The sequence below is a fragment of the Tritonibacter horizontis genome, from assembly GCF_001518015.1.
GTDB lineage: Bacteria > Pseudomonadota > Alphaproteobacteria > Rhodobacterales > Rhodobacteraceae > Epibacterium > Epibacterium horizontis.
In genome coordinates this window covers 54,111-75,205 of the sequence record NZ_LPUY01000079.1, presented here as the reverse complement: position 1 = coordinate 75,205, position 21,095 = coordinate 54,111, and the positions used below count along the sequence as shown (strand labels likewise).

General features: G+C 62.7%; 19 protein-coding genes. 7 read left to right on the top strand and 12 right to left on the bottom strand.

Annotation, left to right across the window (positions count from 1 at the left end; translation table 11 throughout):
- Nucleotides 1-15 precede the first annotated feature (15 nt).
- From dnaG to TRIHO_RS15420, 8 genes are all read right to left on the bottom strand, one after another.
- Nucleotides 16-2,043: a DNA primase gene (gene dnaG / locus TRIHO_RS15455; RefSeq protein WP_068245563.1), complete on the bottom strand. Its 2,028-nt coding sequence runs from the start codon at nucleotides 2,041-2,043 to the stop codon at nucleotides 16-18.
- A 25-nt stretch (nucleotides 2,044-2,068) separates the two neighbouring features.
- Nucleotides 2,069-2,428: a hypothetical protein gene (locus TRIHO_RS15450; protein ID WP_068245562.1), complete on the bottom strand. Its 360-nt coding sequence runs from the start codon at nucleotides 2,426-2,428 to the stop codon at nucleotides 2,069-2,071.
- Between the two features lie 38 nt (nucleotides 2,429-2,466).
- On the bottom strand, nucleotides 2,467-3,024 hold the full coding sequence (locus TRIHO_RS15445; protein ID WP_232367802.1) for a sarcosine oxidase subunit gamma: 558 nt from the start codon (nucleotides 3,022-3,024) through the stop codon (nucleotides 2,467-2,469).
- Complete coding sequence (locus TRIHO_RS15440) at nucleotides 3,017-5,962, bottom strand: sarcosine oxidase subunit alpha family protein (RefSeq protein WP_068245559.1); 2,946 nt, start codon at nucleotides 5,960-5,962, stop codon at nucleotides 3,017-3,019. Before TRIHO_RS15440 ends, TRIHO_RS15445 begins: the two co-directional genes overlap by 8 nt.
- On the bottom strand, nucleotides 5,959-6,243 hold the full coding sequence (locus tag TRIHO_RS15435; protein ID WP_068245555.1) for a sarcosine oxidase subunit delta: 285 nt from the start codon (nucleotides 6,241-6,243) through the stop codon (nucleotides 5,959-5,961). The genes TRIHO_RS15440 and TRIHO_RS15435 overlap by 4 nt, the downstream gene beginning before the upstream one ends.
- A 66-nt stretch (nucleotides 6,244-6,309) precedes the next feature.
- Nucleotides 6,310-7,599, bottom strand: a complete 1,290-nt coding sequence (locus TRIHO_RS15430) for a sarcosine oxidase subunit beta family protein (protein ID WP_232367801.1) — start codon at nucleotides 7,597-7,599, stop codon at nucleotides 6,310-6,312.
- Nucleotides 7,600-7,820: 221 nt separating this feature from the next.
- Nucleotides 7,821-8,504: an FkbM family methyltransferase gene (locus TRIHO_RS15425; protein ID WP_232367800.1), complete on the bottom strand. Its 684-nt coding sequence runs from the start codon at nucleotides 8,502-8,504 to the stop codon at nucleotides 7,821-7,823.
- A 238-nt stretch (nucleotides 8,505-8,742) separates the two neighbouring features.
- A complete protein-coding gene (locus TRIHO_RS15420; protein WP_068245550.1) occupies nucleotides 8,743-10,173 on the bottom strand; it encodes a Glu/Leu/Phe/Val family dehydrogenase in 1,431 nt (476 codons plus the stop codon).
- A gap of 361 nt (nucleotides 10,174-10,534) precedes the next feature.
- On the opposite strand from TRIHO_RS15420, the gene TRIHO_RS15415 reads away from it, so the two are divergent.
- The 3 genes from TRIHO_RS15415 to TRIHO_RS15405 are packed head-to-tail and all read left to right on the top strand — an operon-like array spanning nucleotide 10,535 to nucleotide 13,451.
- A complete protein-coding gene (locus TRIHO_RS15415) occupies nucleotides 10,535-12,280 on the top strand; it encodes a TadE/TadG family type IV pilus assembly protein (protein WP_068245547.1) in 1,746 nt (581 codons plus the stop codon).
- Nucleotides 12,277-12,843, top strand: a complete 567-nt coding sequence (locus TRIHO_RS15410) for a TadE/TadG family type IV pilus assembly protein (protein ID WP_232367799.1) — start codon at nucleotides 12,277-12,279, stop codon at nucleotides 12,841-12,843. Before TRIHO_RS15415 ends, TRIHO_RS15410 begins: the two co-directional genes overlap by 4 nt.
- A complete protein-coding gene (locus TRIHO_RS15405) occupies nucleotides 12,843-13,451 on the top strand; it encodes a TadE/TadG family type IV pilus assembly protein (RefSeq protein WP_068245545.1) in 609 nt (202 codons plus the stop codon). Before TRIHO_RS15410 ends, TRIHO_RS15405 begins: the two co-directional genes overlap by 1 nt.
- Here the strand turns inward: TRIHO_RS15405 and TRIHO_RS15400 are convergent.
- The 3 genes from TRIHO_RS15400 to TRIHO_RS15390 form a co-directional block, all read right to left on the bottom strand.
- Entirely contained in the window at nucleotides 13,402-13,965 is a 564-nt protein-coding gene (locus tag TRIHO_RS15400; protein ID WP_207498700.1) for a glyoxalase superfamily protein, read from the bottom strand. The two genes, TRIHO_RS15405 and TRIHO_RS15400, sit on opposite strands and share 50 nt — an antisense overlap.
- The gene (locus tag TRIHO_RS15395; RefSeq protein WP_068245543.1) at nucleotides 13,962-15,359 is read right to left on the bottom strand and encodes an MATE family efflux transporter; all 1,398 of its coding nucleotides are present in this window, start codon (nucleotides 15,357-15,359) and stop codon (nucleotides 13,962-13,964) included. The genes TRIHO_RS15400 and TRIHO_RS15395 overlap by 4 nt, the downstream gene beginning before the upstream one ends.
- Before the next feature lie 205 nt (nucleotides 15,360-15,564).
- Entirely contained in the window at nucleotides 15,565-16,056 is a 492-nt protein-coding gene (locus TRIHO_RS15390) for a hypothetical protein (protein ID WP_068245542.1), read from the bottom strand.
- A 233-nt stretch (nucleotides 16,057-16,289) separates the two neighbouring features.
- Between TRIHO_RS15390 and TRIHO_RS15385 the strand changes: the two genes are divergently transcribed.
- The gene (locus TRIHO_RS15385; RefSeq protein WP_068245540.1) at nucleotides 16,290-17,201 is read left to right on the top strand and encodes a pirin family protein; all 912 of its coding nucleotides are present in this window, start codon (nucleotides 16,290-16,292) and stop codon (nucleotides 17,199-17,201) included.
- Nucleotides 17,202-17,434: 233 nt separating this feature from the next.
- On the opposite strand, the gene TRIHO_RS15380 is transcribed toward TRIHO_RS15385, so the two are convergent.
- The gene (locus TRIHO_RS15380; protein ID WP_068245538.1) at nucleotides 17,435-18,022 is read right to left on the bottom strand and encodes a TetR/AcrR family transcriptional regulator; all 588 of its coding nucleotides are present in this window, start codon (nucleotides 18,020-18,022) and stop codon (nucleotides 17,435-17,437) included.
- Nucleotides 18,023-18,140: 118 nt separating this feature from the next.
- On the opposite strand from TRIHO_RS15380, the gene TRIHO_RS15375 reads away from it, so the two are divergent.
- The 3 genes from TRIHO_RS15375 to glpX all read left to right on the top strand — a co-directional run bounded on the left by TRIHO_RS15375 (nucleotide 18,141) and on the right by glpX (nucleotide 21,009).
- Nucleotides 18,141-18,485: a hypothetical protein gene (locus TRIHO_RS15375; RefSeq protein WP_232367798.1), complete on the top strand. Its 345-nt coding sequence runs from the start codon at nucleotides 18,141-18,143 to the stop codon at nucleotides 18,483-18,485.
- Nucleotides 18,486-18,581: 96 nt separating this feature from the next.
- Nucleotides 18,582-19,868: a homoserine dehydrogenase gene (locus tag TRIHO_RS15370; RefSeq protein WP_068245537.1), complete on the top strand. Its 1,287-nt coding sequence runs from the start codon at nucleotides 18,582-18,584 to the stop codon at nucleotides 19,866-19,868.
- 157 nt (nucleotides 19,869-20,025) lie between these two features.
- On the top strand, nucleotides 20,026-21,009 hold the full coding sequence (gene glpX / locus TRIHO_RS15365) for a class II fructose-bisphosphatase (protein ID WP_068245534.1): 984 nt from the start codon (nucleotides 20,026-20,028) through the stop codon (nucleotides 21,007-21,009).
- Nucleotides 21,010-21,095: the final 86 nt, after the last annotated feature.

Genomic DNA, 21,095 nt, shown 5'->3' with positions numbered 1-21,095 from the left:
GGCGTCTTTGCTCAGTTATTTTTCGGTGAAGCCGATTCGGTCGAGCAAAGCTCCAAAAGCGTCGCGCTCGTCCCGATTGAGACGCGCCCCGTTTTCGCCCACATCATAGGTTGCCTTGTCCTCATTCTCGCTTCGTACCGCCCGGTTGCGTGCTTCGGCCGCCTGACGCAGGCGCCAGGTCAGGGCCTCGTCCGCCAGACCGTCCAGATCCTCCTCGGCCTCTGCCAGTTCGGCGCTGAGCCCTGCAATGCTTTCCAGTTTTGCGAACTCTTCGGTCAGGGTCAGGCCTGCCATCTCAAGATCACCCGGTTTGCGCACGCAGGGACTTATTGCCACATGGCGCAGCGACAGGAGGTTTTCAAGGGCATCCGGGCCCAGCGCATGTGCAATTTCATCGCGCAGCCGCTCCGGTGCATCAATGCCATGGCGCAACAGAAGGTCGCGCAGATGGGCATGCTCCGCATCCACGCATTGCATCCGCTCCAGGTTGATCTCGAACTCCGGGATCACTGTCGGCGTGGTGACGGCGGTGGCCAGGATCACCGCCTCGCGCATGCGGGCGAAATCCTGCCCCTCATTCGACGCCACGATGGACGACCGCGTGGTGGCGCGCGGCGTGGGCGGCAGGCCCCATGGCGCCCGGCCGCCATCGCGAAACCCGCCCTGATTTCGGGAGCGTGATTGGTAACCACCGCCCCGCTGGCCATAGCCGGAGCCCCCCTGTCCGCGCCCGCCGGGTCCGCTCTGGCCGCCCCGGTTGCCGCGAAACAGTTGGTAGCGCAGCTCCTTGATATCCTCGGCATAGTGCTGGCGGATGGAGGGGTCGCGGATCAGCTTGATCTTTTCGCGCAGGGTCTTGTCGAGCGCCGCCTTGCGTTCCGGGCTGTCAAAGACCCGTCCCTCGGTCTCGCGCTGCCACAACAACCGCACCATCGGGATCGCCTGATCCAACAGGGTTTGCACTGCACCCGGACCTTCGGCGCGGATCAGATCGTCCGGATCCTTGCCCTCCGGCATCACCGCGAACCGCAGCGATTTGCCCGCCTCCAGCAGCGGCAGCGCCATGTCGATCAGCCGCATCGCAGCGCGCACCCCGGCGGTATCGCCATCCAGCGCGATGATCGGTTCATCCGAAATCCGCCACAAAAGCTGCAGCTGAGTGTCCGTCACCGCCGTGCCCAGCGGCGCCACCGAGGAGGCGAATCCCGCCTCGGACAGGGCGATCACATCCATATACCCTTCGGCCACGACCAAAGGCGTGCCCCGGCCGGCCGCCGCCCGCGCGGGGCCGTGGTTGTAGAGATTGCGCCCCTTGTCGAACAGCTCGGTCTCGGGCGAGTTCAGGTATTTGGCATTGTCCTTTGGATCCATCGCCCGCCCACCAAAGGCGATGGCGCGCCCCCGCGCGTCGCGGATCGGGAACATGATCCGGTTGCGGAAGGTGTCAAAGGGCTTTGACCCTTTGTTGGAGGGCTTGGCCAGGCCCGCTCCGAGGATCAGCTCGTCCGCAACGCCCTTGCCCTTGAGCGCATCCCACAGAATTTGCCAGCCCTCCGGCGCGAAGCCGATTTCCCAGCGCTCCAGCGCCTCGCCACCGAGACCGCGTCGCGCCAGATAGGCGCGCGCCTCGGTCGCGGCCTGGGTCTTGAGCTGCAGACGAAAGAACCGCACCGCAAGCTCCATCACCTCGGCCAGCTGGCTGCGATGGTCCTGTTTCTCGGCCGCCTTCGGGTCGCGTTTCGGCATCTCCAGCCCGGCCTCGCCCGCGAGGATTTCCACCGCTTCCATGAAGGAGACATTTTCCGTCTCCTGCACGAATTTCAGCGCATCGCCCTTGGCGTGACAGCCAAAGCAATAATAAAATCCCTTGCGATCATCGACATGAAAAGACGCGGTTTTCTCGTGATGAAAGGGACAGGGCGACCACAGATCGCCCTTGCCCGGCTGGCTCTTGCGCTGGTCCCACATGACTTTGCGCCCGACGACGTCAGACAGGCTGACGCGGGTGCGAAGTTCGTCCAGAAAGCCGGGAGGCAAAGACATGTGGTGTTCCGTTCAGCTGACGCGTTCAGTTGCCGACAAGGTCGTTCTTCATCGACTGGATCTGATCCCAGTTCTCGATGCACTGCGCCTCGAAGACCGCGCCAAGATCGTGGTCTTTCAGATCGCGACGTTTCATCTGGTAGACATGCTGCGCCAGTTGCGGAATGGCGGCAGAGAAGTTCTCCGGCCACTCCGGCGCGGCTGCGGTGATCGTTTCACCGACCTGATCAAGTGGCACTTTATCGAGACGCGCCTGTTGCACGGCGGCCATCACCTGGCCCTGGTATTTGCAGCTCTCTTCCTTGCCAAGCGCGTCGGCAGACAGGCTGGGCGTCGCAGACAGAGGCGCCACGACAAGGGCAGCGGCGAGGATCTTGCGGATCATGGATTGGCTCCGGAATCAGTTTCGTGATCCCTGTCAATCTAGCCCCGTGCCGCCAGACCTTCCATGGCTGTTTTGAGATCGTGAACAAGCGTCGCCGCGAACGACCGGAACACCATGATTTGAAACGACTTTGTTCCGACACGCGTGACAGAGGCCATCATATGCTTCAGCTCGGTGCGCGCGGTATGGCCGCGTTTGAACACCCTGATGCGGACATCGACCGGCACCAGCCGGGCCAGCACATCTTCGGCCCGCTCGCCCTCCAGCCGAACAACGGCCCAGCCATCGCTCAGGTCAGTCAACGCCGCATGGGCGGCCAGAGCGGGATCGGGTACGGGCCCGATCAACAAGGCCTGTGCCCGGCCAAACCAGACCGCCCGCGCCCCGGCCTTGCCCGTTGCCCGGTTCGGCGCCGGAAAGCTCATGCCATGGGCCGCCTCCAACGCGTGGCTCAGGGCGGCCTCCTGCCCCTTGAACGGGGCCATCAGCGTCATCGGCAGCTGCACAGCCTCGCTCAGGGTCAGCCCACCGATGGTCACCGGCAGCAGTCCCGCACAGGGAGATGTTGCGGTCAGATCCTTCAAAACATCAGCCACGCACGCGCCCTCCCTCTGGATCAAAGAACACCGGATCCACCACTTCGCACAGCGTATCAACGCCCCGCGTGTGGTCCACCAGCCGGACAGTATCCCCCAGCCGGTCCGGTCCCGCAGACAGCATCGCCAGCCCGATCATATGCCCCAGTGTCGGTGAAAACCCGACAGAGGTCACATAGCCCAGGTCGTTCACCCGCTCCACCGTCATGTCTGGCTCAAACAGATGCGCTCCCGCGCTCAGCTCCTGCGCTGCACCTTTGGGTTTCAGGCCGACCAGTCGCATACGGTCCTCGTCCATCAGCCCGTCGCGTTCTGACAAGACCTTGCCCCAACAGGATTTTTTCTTTGAAATCATGCCCTGCATCCCAAGGTCAAAGGCGGTGACCGTGCCGTTTATCTCGGCATGGGTGATGAAGCCCTTCTCGATGCGCAGAACATTGAGCGCCTCCATCCCATAGGCGCCGCCACCTTCGGCCTCGGCCCGTGTCACCAGAAGATCGAACAAGGCTTCGCCATAGCGGGCGGGCACCGCAATCTCATAGGCGTGTTCGCCCGAAAAGGAAATGCGGAACAACCGGCCCGCCACCCCGCCCACCGTAATCGCGCCACAGGCCATAAACGGATAGGTCTCGCCATTGATCTCTTCCGCGACCAGCGCATCGATCAGCGCCCGCGCCTTGGGGCCGGCAACGGCAAATTGCGCCCACTGATCGGTCACCGAGGTAAAGCGCACGTCGAGATCCGGGCGAGCCACCTGGCTGAGATACTCAAGATGGGCCATCACCTGCCCCGCGGCGGCGGTGGTGGTGGTCATCACGTAGTGATCCTGCCCCAGCCGCGCGGTGGTGCCATCATCCATGACAAACCCGTCCTCACGCAGCATCAGACCATAGCGCACGCGCCCGATTTTGAGCGTCGAGAACAGGTTGGTATAGATCAGATCCAGGAGCTTGGCCGCGTCTGGCCCCTTGATGTCGATCTTGCCCAGGGTGGAGACATCACAGACCCCGACCGCGTTGCGCACCATCATCACCTCGCGGTCACAAGATTGCCGCCAGGTGGTCTCTCCCTCTTTGGCAAAGTAGCTGGCGCGATACCACAGCCCGACCTCTGTATTGGCAGCGCCGCGTTTCAGGCTTGTCCGATGCGACGTCAGGTAGCGCTGCGGCTTGAACCCCTGCCCGGCGGCCCCGGCCCCCATCGCGGCGATCGTCGTGGGGACAAATGGCGGGCGAAACGTGGTGACACCCGTTTCCGCAATGCTGCGCCCGGTGGCATCCGCAAGCACGGCGAGCGCTGCGACATTGGAGTTCTTTCCCTGATCGGTCGCCATGCCCTGGGTGGTATAGCGTTTCATATGCTCGACCGAGCGAAAGTTCTCCTGCGCCGCCTGCGCCACGTCCTTGACCGTTACGTCGTTCTGAAAATCGAGCCAGGCCCGCCCCTTGCCCGGCACCGCCCAAAGCGGGCTGATCCGGTACGGCGCGTCGCAGGCCCTCGGCAAGGCTGGTGCCTCAGCGGTGATGCCCAGCTGGCCAAGCGCGGCAACGGCGGCCCCGGCCCCTTCGGCCAGCGCAGCATGGGTGGACAACGAACCGTTTGCGGCACCCGCCACGACCATCCCCGGCACCGCACCGGCCCTGGGCACAAAGGCCGCGATGTCGCGGTTCCAAACCGGCCGCGCATTCATGTGACAGGTCAGATGCACCGACGGGTTCCAGCCGCCCGACATCGCCAGACAATCGGTCTGGATTTTCTCCTCGCCGCTGACGTTGCGCAGGGTAATCGTTTCCAGCCGCTTGCGACCGGAGGTATTGCAGACCACCGCCCCCTTGATGACCGAAAAATCACGCCCGTCCGGGGCATCATGACGGCTGTCGATGACGGCGGCGATATGCACCCCGGCAGCCACCAGATCGCGCGCGGTCCGATGGGCATCGTCGTTATTGGCAAACAGGGTGATCCGCTCGCCCGGCGCCACCCCCCACCGGTTGAGATAGGCCCGCACCGCACCCGCGGTCATGATCCCGGGACGGTCATTGTTGCGAAAGGCAACAGGCCGCTCGATCGCACCGGCCGCCAGCACCGTCGCCCTGGCAGCGATCCGCCAGAAACACTCCCGCGGACGATGCGCGGTCTTCAGGGATTGGCTCGGCGGCAGATGATGCGAGACCCGTTCCAACGCGGAATATGTGCCCTGATCGAACGCCCCCGTCACCGCCGTGCGGGTCATCAGGCGCACGTTGTCCAGACCGGCCAGCTCCGCCAGCACCTCCGCCACCCAGACATGGGCCGGCTTGTCGTCGATCTCTTCCATCTCTGCCAGAAGACGCCCGCCCATGCGGCTGTCGTCCTCGGCCAGGATCACATCGGCGCCCGCGCGCCCGGCGGTCAGCGCCGCCATCAGCCCCGCCGGCCCGGAGCCGATCACCAGCAGGTCGCAAAAGGCAAACGCCTTCTCATAGGGCTCCGTATTGGCCGAGCCGGACAAGGCCCCTAGCCCCGCCGCGCGACGAATGACCGGCTCATAGAGCTTCTCCCACAGGGGCGCAGGCCACATGAAGGTCTTGTAGTAGAACCCAGCCCCCAAAAAGGGCGCGGCAAGGTCATTGAGCGCCATGACATCATGCCCCACCGAAGGCCAGCAATTCTGGCTCCTGGCCACCAGCCCCTCGAAGACCTCCTGTTGCGTGGCGCGGATATTGGGATCCTGCGCCGCGCCCTTGCCCACAGACACCAGGGCGTTCGGCTCTTCAGAGCCCGCGGTCAGAATGCCGCGCGGGCGATGGTACTTGAACGACCGCCCCACCAGATGCACCCCATTCGCGAGCAGGGCCGAGGCCAATGTGTCGCCCTCTTGCCCCATATAGGACACGCCGTTGAACGAAAAATTGACCCTGCGCCCGCCAGAGATCAGCCCTTTGCCCGAGATCCTCATGCCGGGCCCTCCCCGTCGCGCGCTGCCAGACCGGCGTCTTCCGCCAGCACCACACCCAGCATCGCATGGGTGACGGTGTCCCGCCGGACCTTCAGCCAGGCCCCGCAGCCCAATTCATGCTGCCACAGCTCCTCCAACGGTCCGGCCGGGTTCTCGCGCAGATGCACATGAACAGACCAGGCCTCCGCGCCTGCATCCAAGGCCGGCACCGGCAGGGCCGCCCCCCGATAGGTGAATTCGCGACGATCCCGCGCACCACAAAGCGGACAGGCAATCCTCATGACCCAGGCCCCTTCATCTTTTTGAAAATACCTCCGCCGGAGGCTCCCCCGGCCCGCGCCGCGCGCTCAATGCAGATTATGTTGCGCACCGGTGCCCTCCTCGTCCATCAAGCCCCGCCCGGTGCGAAACCGGTCCAGTTTGAACCCGGTGGCCGCCGCATGTGGACGGTCAGTCGCAATCAGATGCGCAAAGCAATGGCCAGAGGCCGGCGTCGCCTTGAACCCGCCGTAGCACCAGCCTGCATTCAGATAGAGCCCCGCGATGGGCGTGTGATCAATGATCGGTGACCCATCCGGCGTCATGTCCATGATCCCGCCCCAACTGCGCAACAACCGCGCCTTGGTGACCGCGGGAACCATGGCCGCAATCGCCTCCATCGTGTGTTCCTGCATCGCCAGATTTCCCCTGGCCGCATAAGAACTGTAGAAATCCAGATAGCTGCCAAAGACCAGACCGCCCTTATCGGACTGGCTGATATACAGATGCCCCTCGGCAAAGGTGATCACATGGTCGATCACCGGTTTCAGCCCCTCGGTCACAAAGGCCTGCAACACATGGCTTTCGATTGGCAGGGTCAGCCCCGCCAGTGCCGCCACCTGGCCGGATCGCCCTGCGGCGGCCAGCGCCACCTTTTTGGCCTTGATCGGTCCCCGCGCGGTCTGCACCCCAACCACACGCCCGCCCGCGACATCAATGCCGGTCACTTCGCAGTTCTGGATCAGATCGACGCCGAACTGATCCGCACCGCGCGCATAGCCCCAGGCGACCGCATCATGACGCGCGGTCCCTGCCCGGCGCTGCAGCAACGCCCCCATGATGGGAAAGCGATTGTTGTCATAGTTCAGGAATGGCACCATCTGGCGCAGCTGATCGCGATAGAGGATCTCCGCGTCATCGCCCTGGTTGATGATCGCATTGGCGCGGCGGATCGTTGCATCCCGTTGCCCATCATTGTGAAACACGTTGAGGATACCGCGCTGGGACATCATCGCGTTGTAGTTCAGATCCTGTTCCAGACCTTCCCACAGCCGCAGAGAATGCGAATAGAATTCCGAATTGCCGGGCAGATAGTAGTTGGCGCGCACGATGGTCGTGTTGCGCCCGACATTGCCGCCGCCCAGATAGCCCTTTTCCAGCACCGCGATATTGCGCAGCCCATGTTCGCGGGCAAGGTAATAGGCCGTGGCAAGACCATGACCGCCGCCACCGACAATCACCACGTCATATTCGCGTTTCGGTTCCGGGTCGCGCCAATGCGGCGTCCAGCCCTTGTTGCCGGTCAGCCCCTCTTTCAGCACGCGCCAGCCAGAAAATCGCCCAGAAATCCCCATGGCCTTCTCCCCAAACGGTGTCATCTCGTCGCGCCTTTTGGACGCGCGGTCGAACGTCTTGCGCCCAGTGCTAGCGGGTTTGCCGCGCGGCTCCTAGCCCCCGGCAGATAAATCTGGGCGACATTTTGTGCAGAAGGCCACGAACTGGGCAAACATGTCTAGTGCTGTTTGCGACCTTCGCAGGTCTTGTTTGGACCGCCTTCGCGAAACCGCTGCCATCCCGGCGGTGGGTGCCCGGGCCGGTCTCAATCGCCGGAGGCGCGCCGAAACCCGAGCAACGTCCCACGCGAACAGCCCGGATCATAGGTGAGGCCACTCTGGGACATGCAGTCCACCATCTTCTTCACGGTCCGGCTGGAATATTTGGAAGGGTGCAACTCCATGATCAGCTGGCGCACGTGTCGCGGCCACTTCCAATCAAAAAGATATTGCTCCGCGCCCTCGATATCCATGATGACAACATTGGGCCGGTGTGTGGCCAGCAGTTCGCACAGGGACAGTGCCGGCACTTCGACGACCGCATCCCCGGAGGCGGTATCCTCGGCCATGGACGACCCCCAAAAAGCGCGACCGATCCGAAACAGCACGCTTTCTTCGGCGAAGTCACGCCCGACCACAGCCCCGTGGATCAGCGTCACCGCAGCCGCATTGTTCAGGTCGAGGTTGCGTCGGATCACCCCGAGCACCTCCGGGTTGGCCTCCACCGTGACAATATTGGCCGGGTCGGTGATCTGCGCGCATAGCGAACTGATATAGCCAACGCCGCTGCCCAGTTCCAACACCCGATGTCCGGGTCTGACCCGCATCGCGGCCGCCCGCGCCTCGCTGCGCTCATACCCCCCGGTTGCCATCTTTTCTGCGATGCTCGTGGTCAGCAGAGTGTCGGGCACCTCAAGCACCACGGTGTCGAACTGAAATCGTGCCATCATGCCTCTCGATAGGTTGCAGGGCTGCGCCTCTGGCCCCGCCGGTTGTCGGGCCAGACCCGGCGCCCGCCGTCACGGCTGCCACCCGCAAGATCCCGATCACCCGCCAATGCTGGGGAGCACCAGACTGCTGCCAGGCTGCTACCAGACCGTTGTCACAAAAGCCTGCATCGCAACAGAGGCGGTGAAATAGGGCTGAGCCCCCCGCCAAGCGGAGGGCCCTAGTTTAAGGCGTGTCGGACTAAAGCCCCTTGGCGCGGTAGCTGCTTGCCACCTTGTCGATCGACACCAGATAGGCGGCGGTGCGCAGATCCGTAACATCGTCGCGCTCGTGCCAGACCGCGCGCATGGACTGATAGGCCGTGCGCATCGTGTCATCCAGACCCGAGCGCACCAGTTCCAGCTCGCCCGCACCCTTGAGGTATTTTTCCTTGAACTTGGGATCCAGCGACCAGCTTTTGCCCATGCTTTCAGACAGGGCCTCGAATTGATCGACGACGAGCTGGTGGCGCGCCTCTTCCTGGCGGCGCTGCATCCGGCCAAAGCGGATATGGGAGAGATTCTTGACCCACTCGAAGTAGGACACGGTTACACCGCCCGCATTGGCAAACATGTCCGGTATGATCACCGTGCCCTTTTTGCGCAGGATCTCATCCGCGCCGGCGGTCACCGGGCCATTTGCCGCCTCGATGATCAGCTTGGCTTTGACGCGGTCCGCGTTTTCCAGGTTGATGACCCCCTCAAGGGCCGCCGGGACAAGAATGTCGCAGTCTTCTTCAAGGAACTTGGCGCCATCCTTGACGTATTTGCCGGACGGGTAGCCGTTCACACCGCCATGTTTGGCGATCCAGTTGTGCAGGTCCTCGATGTCGAGGCCGTTTTCGTCCATCAGACCACCATCGCGTTCGATCACACCGATGATTTTGCAGCCGTCCTCTTCGGACAGGAATTTGGCGGCGTGGTAGCCCACATTGCCAAGCCCCTGCACGATCACCCGCTTGCCATCGAGGGTGCCGGACAGCCCCGCCTTGGCCTTGTCTTCCTCATAGCGGAAGAATTCCTGCAACGCGTATTGCACGCCGCGACCGGTCGCCTCGACACGGCCGGCGATGCCGCCTGCGTTCAGCGGTTTCCCGGTGACACAGGCCCGCGCGTTGATGTCGGTGGTGTTCATACGGGCGTATTGATCGGCAATCCACGCCATCTCGCGCTCGCCGGTGCCCATATCAGGGGCCGGCACGTTCTGCGACGGATTGATCAGATCGCGTTTGGCCAGTTCATAGGCAAACCGTCGGGTGATCAACTCCAGCTCATGTTCTTCATACAGACGCGGATCAATGCACAGCCCCCCCTTGGAGCCCCCAAACGGGGCCTCAACCAGCGCACATTTGTAGGTCATCAGCGCGGCCAGCGCCTCGACCTCGTCCTGATGCACGCCGAGCGCATAGCGAATGCCGCCTTTGACCGGCTCCATATGTTCGGAATGCACGGAGCGATAACCGGTGAAGGTCTGGATCTGCCCCCGCAATCGCACCCCGAAGCGCACCGTATATGTCGCATTGCAAACGCGGATCTTTTCCTCGAGACCGGGCGGCAGGTCCATCAGCGCCACGGCGCGGTTGAACATGAGGTCCACACTTTCGCGAAAACTCGGTTCTTTGAGATTGCTCATGGGCTGGTCCCGTCCTCCTGATAAGACTCAAGTGATGATGGTAGGTCCCATCTATTCAGAGAACGTTACGAGCCGCGACCTTTTATCCCATGCAAATGCACAAAAAATGGGCTTTGAGCGAACTTTGACGCCTTATTGACTGTGAGGCGGCGGCTGGGCTCCGCCACGGTATTGCCGCATTGCCCCGATTGAGTCGTCCGGCGCCTCGGACGATAGGATTAACGTCAAACTGTCCCGAAAAGAGCGATTTCAGGCCATTTCGCGCCCCAGTTCAGCCATCTTTGTCAATCAAATCTAAAGGTGGCGCGCATGTTCCACATGTCCCTGCCTTGCTTAATGGCTCGCTGGAAAGACAGTACATATGAACGGCACTTTCAGAACGACCCCATCGTCCACCGGCCCGCAATTCAGTGGCCCGCAGGTCAGCGGTCGCCTGTTCAGAGCGGGCGCGCGGTTTCGGGCGGATGAGAGCGGTGTGCTGGAAAAACCGATGATCGCGACCTTGTTGTGCATGCTGGCCGTGGGCGGGATCGGCATGGATCTGGTCCGCCTGGAACGGGACCGCACCGAGCTGCAGTATACGCTGGACCGCGCCGTGCTGGCCGCCGCCGACCTCGACCAACCGCTGGACCCCGAAGCCGTCGTTCTGGACTATATGACCAAGGCCGGGCTGGAGAAATATTACAAGAAACCCTACGCCGAAGTCACCCCGACCTCCAAGAAGGTGACCGCCACGGTCGACGCCGACTTTGAAACCTACTGGATGAAGATCGTCGACTACGACAAATGGAAGAACAACGAGCCGATCAAGAAGTCGCTGCCGCTTCAGGCCTCCGCGACGGCGGAAGAGAGCATCGGCAATGTCGAAATCTCGCTGGTCCTCGATGTCTCCGGTTCGATGCGCAACAACAACCGGCTGCCGAACCTCAAGCTCGCCGCCAAGGAATTCGTCCAGACCATGGATGACAACACCGAAGACGGCAAGATGACGATCTCTATCGTGCCGTATTCGACACAAGTTTCGATGCCGGAAAGCGTGCTCGACCTGATGCAGGTCAGCAATGAGCACGACTATTCCCACTGCATCAACTTTGAAGGCAGCGATTTCAACACCACCGCGATAAGCCAGGTGGATGAATACCAGCGCACGATGCATTTTTCCATTTGGGGCAGTTCGGATTACCGCAGAAGTTCGCGACTGGTGAACGACGCGACCTGCGCCGCCCATTCCGACAACCCGGAGCGGACGGCATTGTTGTTCGAAGACGATGTCGACACGCTGCAAGACTACATTGATGATTTCGACCATAGCGACAACACGTCAATCGACCTTGGCATGAAATGGGGCGTCGCTCTGCTGGACCCGTCGATGCAGCCGATTGTCGCCAGCCTCTCTGCGGGCGAGAACCCGGAGATTGACCCGCAATATGCCGATCGTCCGGTGTCCTATTCCGACCATGAAACGCTCAAGGTGATCGTATTGATGACCGATGGTCAGAATACCAGCCAGTATTACGTGAACGACGACCGGCGCGAGGGCGGGTCCAAAGTCTGGTACAACGCATCGGAAAACGTCTATTCGACCTATAACCAGGATACTCGGGAGTATTTCTGGCACGATCCGAATACCGGTTCCGGGACCTGGGGGCCGCATCCGTTTGGTGACGGGGACGAATCCATAAGGTATTGCTATCGATGGGACGACGATGGTCGTTGCGAGGCCCGAACCCGCATGACGGAAAGCGGCTCTTCCGAAGAGTTGCAGTTTGCAGATCTCTTTGCAGATACCTCGCTTCAGTACATCTTTTACTATCTGTTTTACGACTGGATGAACTACTACGACGCCCGCGACGAATGGTACTATGACGTCTACAGCTACGTTGGCTCCAACACCAAGGACAACCGCACAGAGGCCATCTGTGACGCGGCCAAGGCCCAGGGCATCATCGTCTTCACCATCGGGTTTGAGGCTCCGAGCAGTGGCCAAAGCGTCCTGCAGGACTGTGCCAGTTCCGACTCCCACTACTATGACGTGGATGGGCTTGAGATCGCCGACGCCTTCAAATCCATCGCCTCGGCGATCCGCCAGCTGAGGCTGACAGAATGAGCGGCGCGCTGGACAATCCCGTCGGCTGCATGGCCCGGCTCGTGACCCGCTTGCGCCGCTTCCGCGCCGCCGACGAGGGCAATGCCACCATTGAATTCGCGGTGCTGTTCCCGCTGATGCTGCTGGTGCTCTTTGCCTCGGTCGAGCTGGGTGTCATCACCGTCCGCCAGATCATGCTGGAACGGGCGATGGACACCACCGTGCGCGACATCCGCCTCGGCACCGGCGGCAACATGCAACATGACGATATTCGCGATACGATCTGCGCGCGGTCCGGTTTTATCGACGATTGCGAAACCTCCCTGAGGCTGGAGATGGTCCAGCTCGACCCGTTTGAATGGACCGGCGTGGGGGCAGAGCCGGACTGCGTCAATTCGGTCGAAGAAGTCGATGCGGTGACCACCTTCCGCAACGGCGGCTCGAACGATCTGATGTTTCTGCGCGCCTGCATGAGCTTTGATCCGCTGTTTCCGCACTGGGGGCTGGCCGACAGCATGCAGAAGGATGGCGACGGACGTATCCGCCTTTACGCCGCAAGCGCATTTGTTCAGGAGCCGAAGTGATGAAGGCACAGGGAATTTGCACTAGTCTGCGCCGCTTTCGCCGGCGTGACGACGGGAATGTCTCGATCGAGACGGCGATCTACCTGCCGTTTCTGCTTGGGATCTTTGCGGCGACCTACACCCTGTTCGATCTGTTCCGCCAGGAAACGATCAACACCAAGGCCGCCTATACCGTATCCGACCTGATTTCGCGCGAAACCACCGCGCTCAACGATGACTACGTCGACAGCATGTTTGCCCTGGCCCAGCTGCTGGTCCGGTCGGATTCCGGCATGTCGATGCGGCTGTCGGTGGTCTTTTGGGACGACACCGACAACAGCTATTATGTGGATTGGTCTGTCGAGCGCGGCGATCTTCTGAACGTCTGGACAGACGGGAATATCAACGACATCAAGGACAGCCTGCCCACGATGCCGGATCAGGAACGGGTGATCCTGGTCGAAACCTGGAACGACGTCGAACCCGCCTTCAACATCGGCTTTTCGACCCGCAACATCTACAATCTGGTGTTCACCCGCCCCCGCTTTGCGTCTCGGGTGGCCTTCGAGGGCGAGGTCTTCAGTGATGGCTCCGTCCACGATGACGAAATCGACGACTCCGTGATGTAGCCCCCTTGCAGCCGGGCAAAGCTGGCTGCAAAGGCAACTCGATCACCAGATGCGGCGCGCCATCCGAGGTCCGTTCTGCGCTGATACCGTCTGGGCCGATCACCCCCACCACCCGACGCCGGAAATTGGAAAACCGCGTCGAGCGGACAACATCCACCGCTTCGTCCAGCTGCAGGTCCAGCCGGACCCAGTTCGGGCGGTCGGCGGCAAGGGTCTCGATCCGCACCACCCGCGCGGTAAAGGGCTGTCTCAGGTAATGTCCGCGCACCGGATCCCCGACCGCAAGCGGCAAGGGACCAACCGGGCGCGCCGGGTCAGGTGTCGTGGCGGCGCTGTCCTGCCGCGACAGAACAGCCGAACAGGCGTTCCAATCCCGAAAGCCAAGGCTCTTTGCGACCCGCTCCAACGCCGCGCCGTGCGACAGGGAGGCGCCATCCGCCGCCACATCCTGACGCAAGCGACGCGCCCGCGCTTTTGCCTCGCGCAGACCGGGCAGCGGCGATGGAGGGCTCATGGCTTCGGCTCCGGCATCGCGGAAACCCGGCCGACCCGTCGCCCGCTGGCGCTCCATTGCCACAGAACGGCAATGGTCAAGACAAGCAAGAACCCCTCCGCCATCGGCCCGGCCCACCAGATCCCGCCTTCGCCCCAATGCGCCGCCAGCGCAAAGGTCAGCGGAATGGCAAAGATATAGGTTTTTGCCAGCCCGAGAAGTGCTGCGCGGGACGCGTCCCCCAAAGCCTGAAAGTGCATTCCGATCAGCATCAATGGTCCGGACAGACAGAACAGCGCCACGATGACCGGCAGAATCCGCGCCACTTCGGCGATCACAGGCGGATCGGTGACAAACCAGCCGCCGATCCGGTCGGCAGCAAGCGTCATCCCAAGCTGCATAGTGAGGCAATAGACCAGCGATACCGCTAACGCGATATGCAGGCTTTTTCGCACCCGCTGCGGCTGCCCGGCGCCATAGACATTCCCGGTGATAGTCTGCATGGCAAAGCTCAGCCCCAGAAGCGGCAAATAGGCGAATGTCATCACCCGGGTGATCACCCCATAGGCCGACACCGTTTGGGCATAGGCCGGGGTGTCGACCCATTGCAGGGCGAACATGGTGGCGCCAGAGCTAAGCGCCAACCCGACAAACCCCAGGCTTTGTGGCGCACCAAGCGCGAGGAGTCGCCCCCACCCCTGCAAGAGACTGTGCTGCAGCAGCGCGGCGGGTTTCAGGGGGGGCTCGCCCAGGAAACGAAACCCCAGGATCAGCGACAGGGCCAGCACCTGTGCCAGCGCGGTGCCCAGCGCGGAACCAGCAACACCCAGCCCCGCCTGCGCAATCAGGACATAGTTGAACAGGATATTCGCCAGCGAGACCACAAGGCTCATCAGGGCCATCAGCCCCGCCCGCCCCTCATTGCGCAACGCGTCCGAATTGACCGTCAGCACAAACAGCAGCGGCGCACAGCCGACCGTGATGCGAAGGTAGGTATATCCCATCTCCGCAAGCGTCGCATTGCCGCCTGCCGCCAGGCTCGTGACGGTCTCGCCAAACAGCGCGAAAAGCCCCATCAGCACAGCCCCGAGAGCAAGCGCCAGGCCATGCGCACCGGCAAAATCCGCGCCTGCCTGAGCCAGTTGCCCGGCCCCAAGGTGGCGCGCGATGCGGCTCGACATGCCCGTGCCCACCAGCGTCGAGAGGGCGACGATCAGCATATAGGCCGGAAACATCAGGGTGACGGCCGCCAGGGCGGCGGGGCCGACGTAATGCCCCAGGAACAGCGCATCCGCGACCGTTAGGCAGCCATTCATACCCATCACAAAGATGATCGGCAGCGCGGTTCTGGCATAGATCGGACCCATGGGTCCTGTGGTGAAGGTATTCTCGGTCTTCTCAGCGGGGTGAGTCATATCCCCGAACTCCTCTTGCAATGCCCGCGCAAGGAAAGGATGGGACCCGCATTGCCATCCGCGCGAGAGGCGTGGAGGATGTTCCAAGACATATCTGCCTGCAGAGCTTCACCAAGGCGTTGTGCCAGCGGGTGGCGGGTGTCTGCGACCCTCATCGCTGCATAAGACCCGCCACTGGCTGCGTCAAGCCACCCGGAGGACCGCCTTAGCCGGCGTCGCGCTGTAGCATCAGGGCGGACATGATTTCGCTGGCGGTCTTGGTCTGCGATCCAGCGGTCACCCCACCGACGCCGATCCGCCGCCCCATGCGCCACCAAAGACCCGGATACCAGCGGCGCGGGCCCGCCACTGTGCTGCGCATCAGGAACCCGTTGGACGGCTTGAAGGCAAAGGCGCCCCGATCAAGCGCTTCCAGATCCGCGATCCGCACCAGCACTTCGCCGTCAGAGCAGCGCAGGGCTTCGGATGTGAGCTCCAGCCGCAGCGAGGTGGCCTGCCACATGCGATACCCGATCCAGATCGCGCCACCGGACACCGCCAGCAAGAACAGCTGCCAGATGAAACCAGGTGCGCTCGTCATCGCCAGGTACAGCGTCAGCCCCCCCAGCCCCACCAACATCGCGACCCCCATCATCCGGCGCGCCGGTGAAGCCTCGATGATGGTCAGAATTTCGTCAGCGCCGTTTGGGCTGGTCATGGATTGCTCTCCCTCGAACTTGTCCGGCAGAGGTAGCGAAAAACCACCGTCACGAACACCCCTTTTTGCCCGGATGTCCTTGCCCGGCCCTCCGCCATCGCCGGGGCCGGGACGCCTCCCCCGATCGCAGACATCTCTGCAGGAATGCACAGAGGCCGTGAGCGAACACAGACTATCGTTTCGGCCCGAAACCCCTATCTTTGGACTGTCACCATCTCATCAGGAGAGCCCGAATGTCACTGCGTCCGATCCTCGAAACCCGTGCCGCCCAGCCAACCATGGAAGGCGCAGGGGTCCATTTGCACCGCGCCTTTGGATTTCAGGACCCAAGTGAGCTCGACCCGTTCCTGCTGTTCGACGACTTTCGCAACGACCACCCCGAGCTCTACGCTCAGGGGTTTCCCTGGCATCCGCATCGCGGCATCGAGACCATCACCTACGTGCTGGCTGGCTCTGTCGAACATGGCGACAGTCTGGGCAACACCGGCCAGCTGGGCGCGGGCGACGTGCAGTGGATGACGGCCGGGTCCGGCATCCTTCACCAGGAAATGCCAACCGGCAATATCAACGGTCAGATGCATGGGTTTCAGCTCTGGGGCAACCTGCCCGGCAGCCAGAAAATGTGCGCGCCCCGCTATCAGGATGTTCAGGGCAAGGAGATCCCCGAGGTAACCGATGACGACGGCACCCGCGTCAAGGTCATCGTGGGCGAGTTCTGGGGCAAGCGCGGCCCGGTCGACGGCATTGCCGCCGATCCGCAATATCTCGATATCGCCGTGCCGGCCGGGATCCGAAAGACCTTTCGCATTGACACCTACCGCCGTGCCTTTGCCTATGTGTTCGAGGGCCAGGCCGCCTTTGCCGATGCTTCCGCGCCGCAAGGGGTCCTGCTGGAAAAAGAGGTCGCGGGCCAAGAGGTGAACATCCGCGATATGTCTGGGGACCGCACCTTGGTGCGCTTTGGAACCGGGGATGAAATCACGGTCCAGGCCGGCCCCGAAGGTGTCCGGTTCCTGCTGATTTCCGGCGCGCCGATCCAGGAACCCGTCGCCTGGCATGGGCCGATCGTGATGAACACGCAGGCGGAGCTGCAAAAAGCCTTTGCCGAACTGCGCAACGGGACGTTTATCAAGCCCGCTCACTGATCGGCAAAACCGGTCCCCACTTTTCCCCTGTGAGCGGCGTATCAAACCCGCCCTCTGGTCGGCAAAACCGCCCCCCACTTTTCCCTGCGAGCGGCGTATCAAGCCCGCCCGCAGGTCCCGATCGCCCCCTGAAGCCTCCCGCGCGCCGCACCACAGATCTGCAGGCCATCATTTGGCTCCCAGCAGATCAAGAGCGCGCGGAAGCGCTCCTTTGGATTACCGCAAATTGCGGCTCAGACGCCGACCGCCTTGCGCACCATGTCCCAATAAATCGTTTCCACCTCGACCAGCGACAGCCGACCGCTGTCGCGATACCAGGTCAGCACACCATTCAGCATGGCAATGACCGCCAGCGCCGCGATTTTGGTGTCCGGGACATCGAACACACCTTGCTCGACACCGTCTTTCAGTACGCCTTCAAGCTGATCTTCATAGGCGCGCCGGTGCGCTTCGATCTGGCGGAAATTGTCCGGCGTCAGATTGCGCAGCTCCATATAGGCGATAAACACCGCGTCGGAGCGCTGCAGATTGTAGCGGATGTGAAACCGCACAAAGGCTTCCAGACAGCCCATCACATCGCCCGGCTTCGGCTCTGCGGCCCAGGCCGTCAGCAGATCTTCCATATGCGCCTGCATCAGTTCCACCAGCAGGCTCTGCTTGTCCGAGGTATAGTTATAAAGCGCCCCGGCCTGTAACCCGACATGCGATGCAATCTGGCGCATCGATACGGCCGCAAAGCCATGTCGGGCAAACAGCTCTTGCGCCGCCGCGCGGATGCGGGGGCCAGTGATGTCGGAATGAGAACCTTGCGTACGTGCCATGGAGACATGAATAACTGAACAAATGTTCAGATAAAACCCATCTGTTCAGATGCCTGCCACGTCTTGTACCAACAGACACATTTGTGCATCAAGGGCGAGAACAAGGACCAGTGTCATCATGTCTCGCCCCTTTCATGTCCGGCTTCCTGTCTGGCAATTTTTCGCATCGCGCCCTTTGCCCCTGCGACGGTCGCAAACCGGTCTGCCGACAGCCCGTATCCTGTGTGGCGCGGCCCTTGGAACACTTGTCGCCCTGACCGCCTGCACCCGAATTCCGCAGCTTGAGGATCGGCTGCCGCCAGAGCTGGCAGGCGAGCCCTATCCCGACCTGCTGCCGCTTGGGACCGCCCTTGCCGCCCACCCGTCGCCACAGCAGGGCGGCGCCGCCCTGTCCGACAGTCTGGACAGCCGCGCCGCACAGCTGCGCAAGAGAGCCGAAGCGTTGCGCCGTCGAACGCCCTGAGCGGCCGCCTTTGCCCTTTGGAACGTTGCACCCTCTGGCCTGAACGGCTAAGTCCTCCCCAAATCAACAGATCTCATTTCACAAGGACCTCCCACCATGACTGAACCACTTCGATTGGGGATTGCAGGTCTGGGCACGGTCGGCATTGGCGTCGTCAAAATCATCCGCCGGCATGCCGCCCTGCTGGAGGCGCGGACGGGCCGCCCGGTGGTGATTTCCGCCGTCTGCGCCCGTGACGCCAGCAAGGACCGTGGCGTATCTCTCAAGGATTACGCCTGGGAGACCGACCCGGTTGCGCTGGCGACCCGCGACGATGTCGATGTGTTTGTCGAACTGATGGGCGGCCATGAGGGGCCTGCCAAAGACGCCACCCAGGCCGCGCTTGCAGCGGGCAAGGATGTGGTCACCGCCAACAAGGCGCTGCTGGCCATTCACGGACAGGCGCTGGCTGAACTGGCGGAATCCAAAGGGTCCGTCATTCGTTTCGAGGCCGCCGTCGCCGGTGGCATACCGGTCATCAAGTCACTGCTCGAAGGGCTGGCAGGCAATGAGATCACCCGCGTCATGGGGGTGATGAACGGCACCTGCAACTATATCCTGACGCGGATGGAGACCTCCGGCCTGCCCTATGCGACCGTGTTCAAGGAAGCAGACGATCTGGGCTATCTCGAAGCCGACCCCACCCTGGATGTGGGCGGGATCGACGCCGGGCACAAACTGGCGCTGCTGGCCTCTATCGCGTTTGGCACCCGGCCTGCATTCGACGATGTTAAGCTGGAAGGCATCCAGCGCATCGCGATCGAAGACATTCGCCATGCCGCCGACATGGGCTACCGCATCAAATTGCTCGGGGTCGCGCAACGCTCTGCGCGGGGGCTGGAGCAGCGGATGACGCCCTGCCTGGTGCCGGCGGATTCGCCCCTTGGCCAGCTGGAAGGGGGCACCAATATGGTGGTGATCGAAGGCGACTCCATTGATCAGGTTGTCCTGCGTGGTCCCGGCGCGGGCGAAGGCCCCACAGCCAGCGCCGTGATGGGGGATGTGCTGGATATTGCCCGGGGCCTGCGGATCGCGACCTTTGGCCAGCCTGCCGAAACCCTGGAACCGGCCCCATCGGCCCAGACCGGCCTGCCCGCCGCGCACTATGTGCGGATGTCCCTGCAGGACAAACCCGGCGCAATGGCCAAGGTCGCGGCCGCTCTGGGCAATGCCGGGGTGTCGATCCACCGGATGCGCCAGTACGACCACACGACCACAATCGCGCCGGTCCTGATCGTGACCCACAAATGCACCTCCTCCATGCTGGAACAGGCGCTTGACGGGCTTGACGGCACCGGTGTCGTCGAAGGGGCGCCGGTCGCCTTGCGCATCGAAGAACTGTGACAATTCCCGCCTATACCAATCCCGCGCCTCCACACAGGACAGAAGGCGCATGAAACGGACCCCGTTAGCGACACCATCGCGCCGCCACCCTTGCCCCTGTGGCCAAGGGCGGGATATGCCAGATGGCAACGCCAGAGATTGAAATAGGATTTTTCGCATGACCACGACGACCGCCGACGCCCCCTTCCATGATCGTATGCTGTCCCTGGGCCTGGCCCGGGTCGCCGAACAGGCCGCGCTGGCCTCAGCGCCCCTGATCGGGCGGGGCGACGAAAAAGCCGCCGACCAGGCGGCCGTCAACGCCATGCGCGAGCAGCTGAACCTGCTGGACATTGCCGGCGTGGTGGTGATCGGTGAAGGCGAACGGGACGAGGCGCCCATGCTGTTCATCGGCGAAGAAGTCGGCACCGGAAATGGACCCGGCGTTGACATCGCCCTCGACCCGCTCGAAGGCACCACGCTGACCGCCAAGGACATGCCAAACGCGCTGACCGTGATCGCCATGGGGCCGCGTGGCTCCATGCTGCACGCGCCGGACACCTATATGGAAAAGCTGGCAATCGGTCCGGGCTATGCAGATGGTGTCGTGACGCTGGACATGACCCCGCGCGAACGGGTGGAGGCCCTGGCCCGCGCCAAGGGCTGCGCCCCTGCCGATATCACCGTCTGCATTCTGGAACGTCCGCGCCACGAAGCGATGATCGCAGAAGTGCGCGAAACCGGCGCCTCGATCCGGCTGATCACCGATGGCGACGTGGCCGGCGTGATGCATTGCGCCGAAGCTGAGCTGACCGGTATCGACATGTACATGGGCTCCGGTGGCGCGCCCGAAGGCGTTCTGGCCGCGGCGGCGCTGAAATGCATGGGCGGGCAGATCTTTGGCCGTTTGCTGTTCCGCAACGACGACGAGAAAGGCCGCGCAGCCAAGGCCGGCATCACCGATCTGGACCGGATCTACACCCGCGACGAGATGGTCACCCAGGACGTGATCTTTGCCGCGACCGGCGTCACCGGCGGCTCGCTCCTGCCCAGCATCAAACGCCAGCCCGGTTGGGTCGAGACCACGACGCTGCTGATGCGCTCGAAAACCGGTTCGGTGCGGCGGATGACCTATCGCACGCCGCTCAGCGCGCATCAGTAATACGCCAGGCGGCCGCACCTGCGCCAGCTGCCCGGACCTGAGTATCTGATTGGAATGAGAGGCCGGGTCCTGACGGGTCCGGCCTT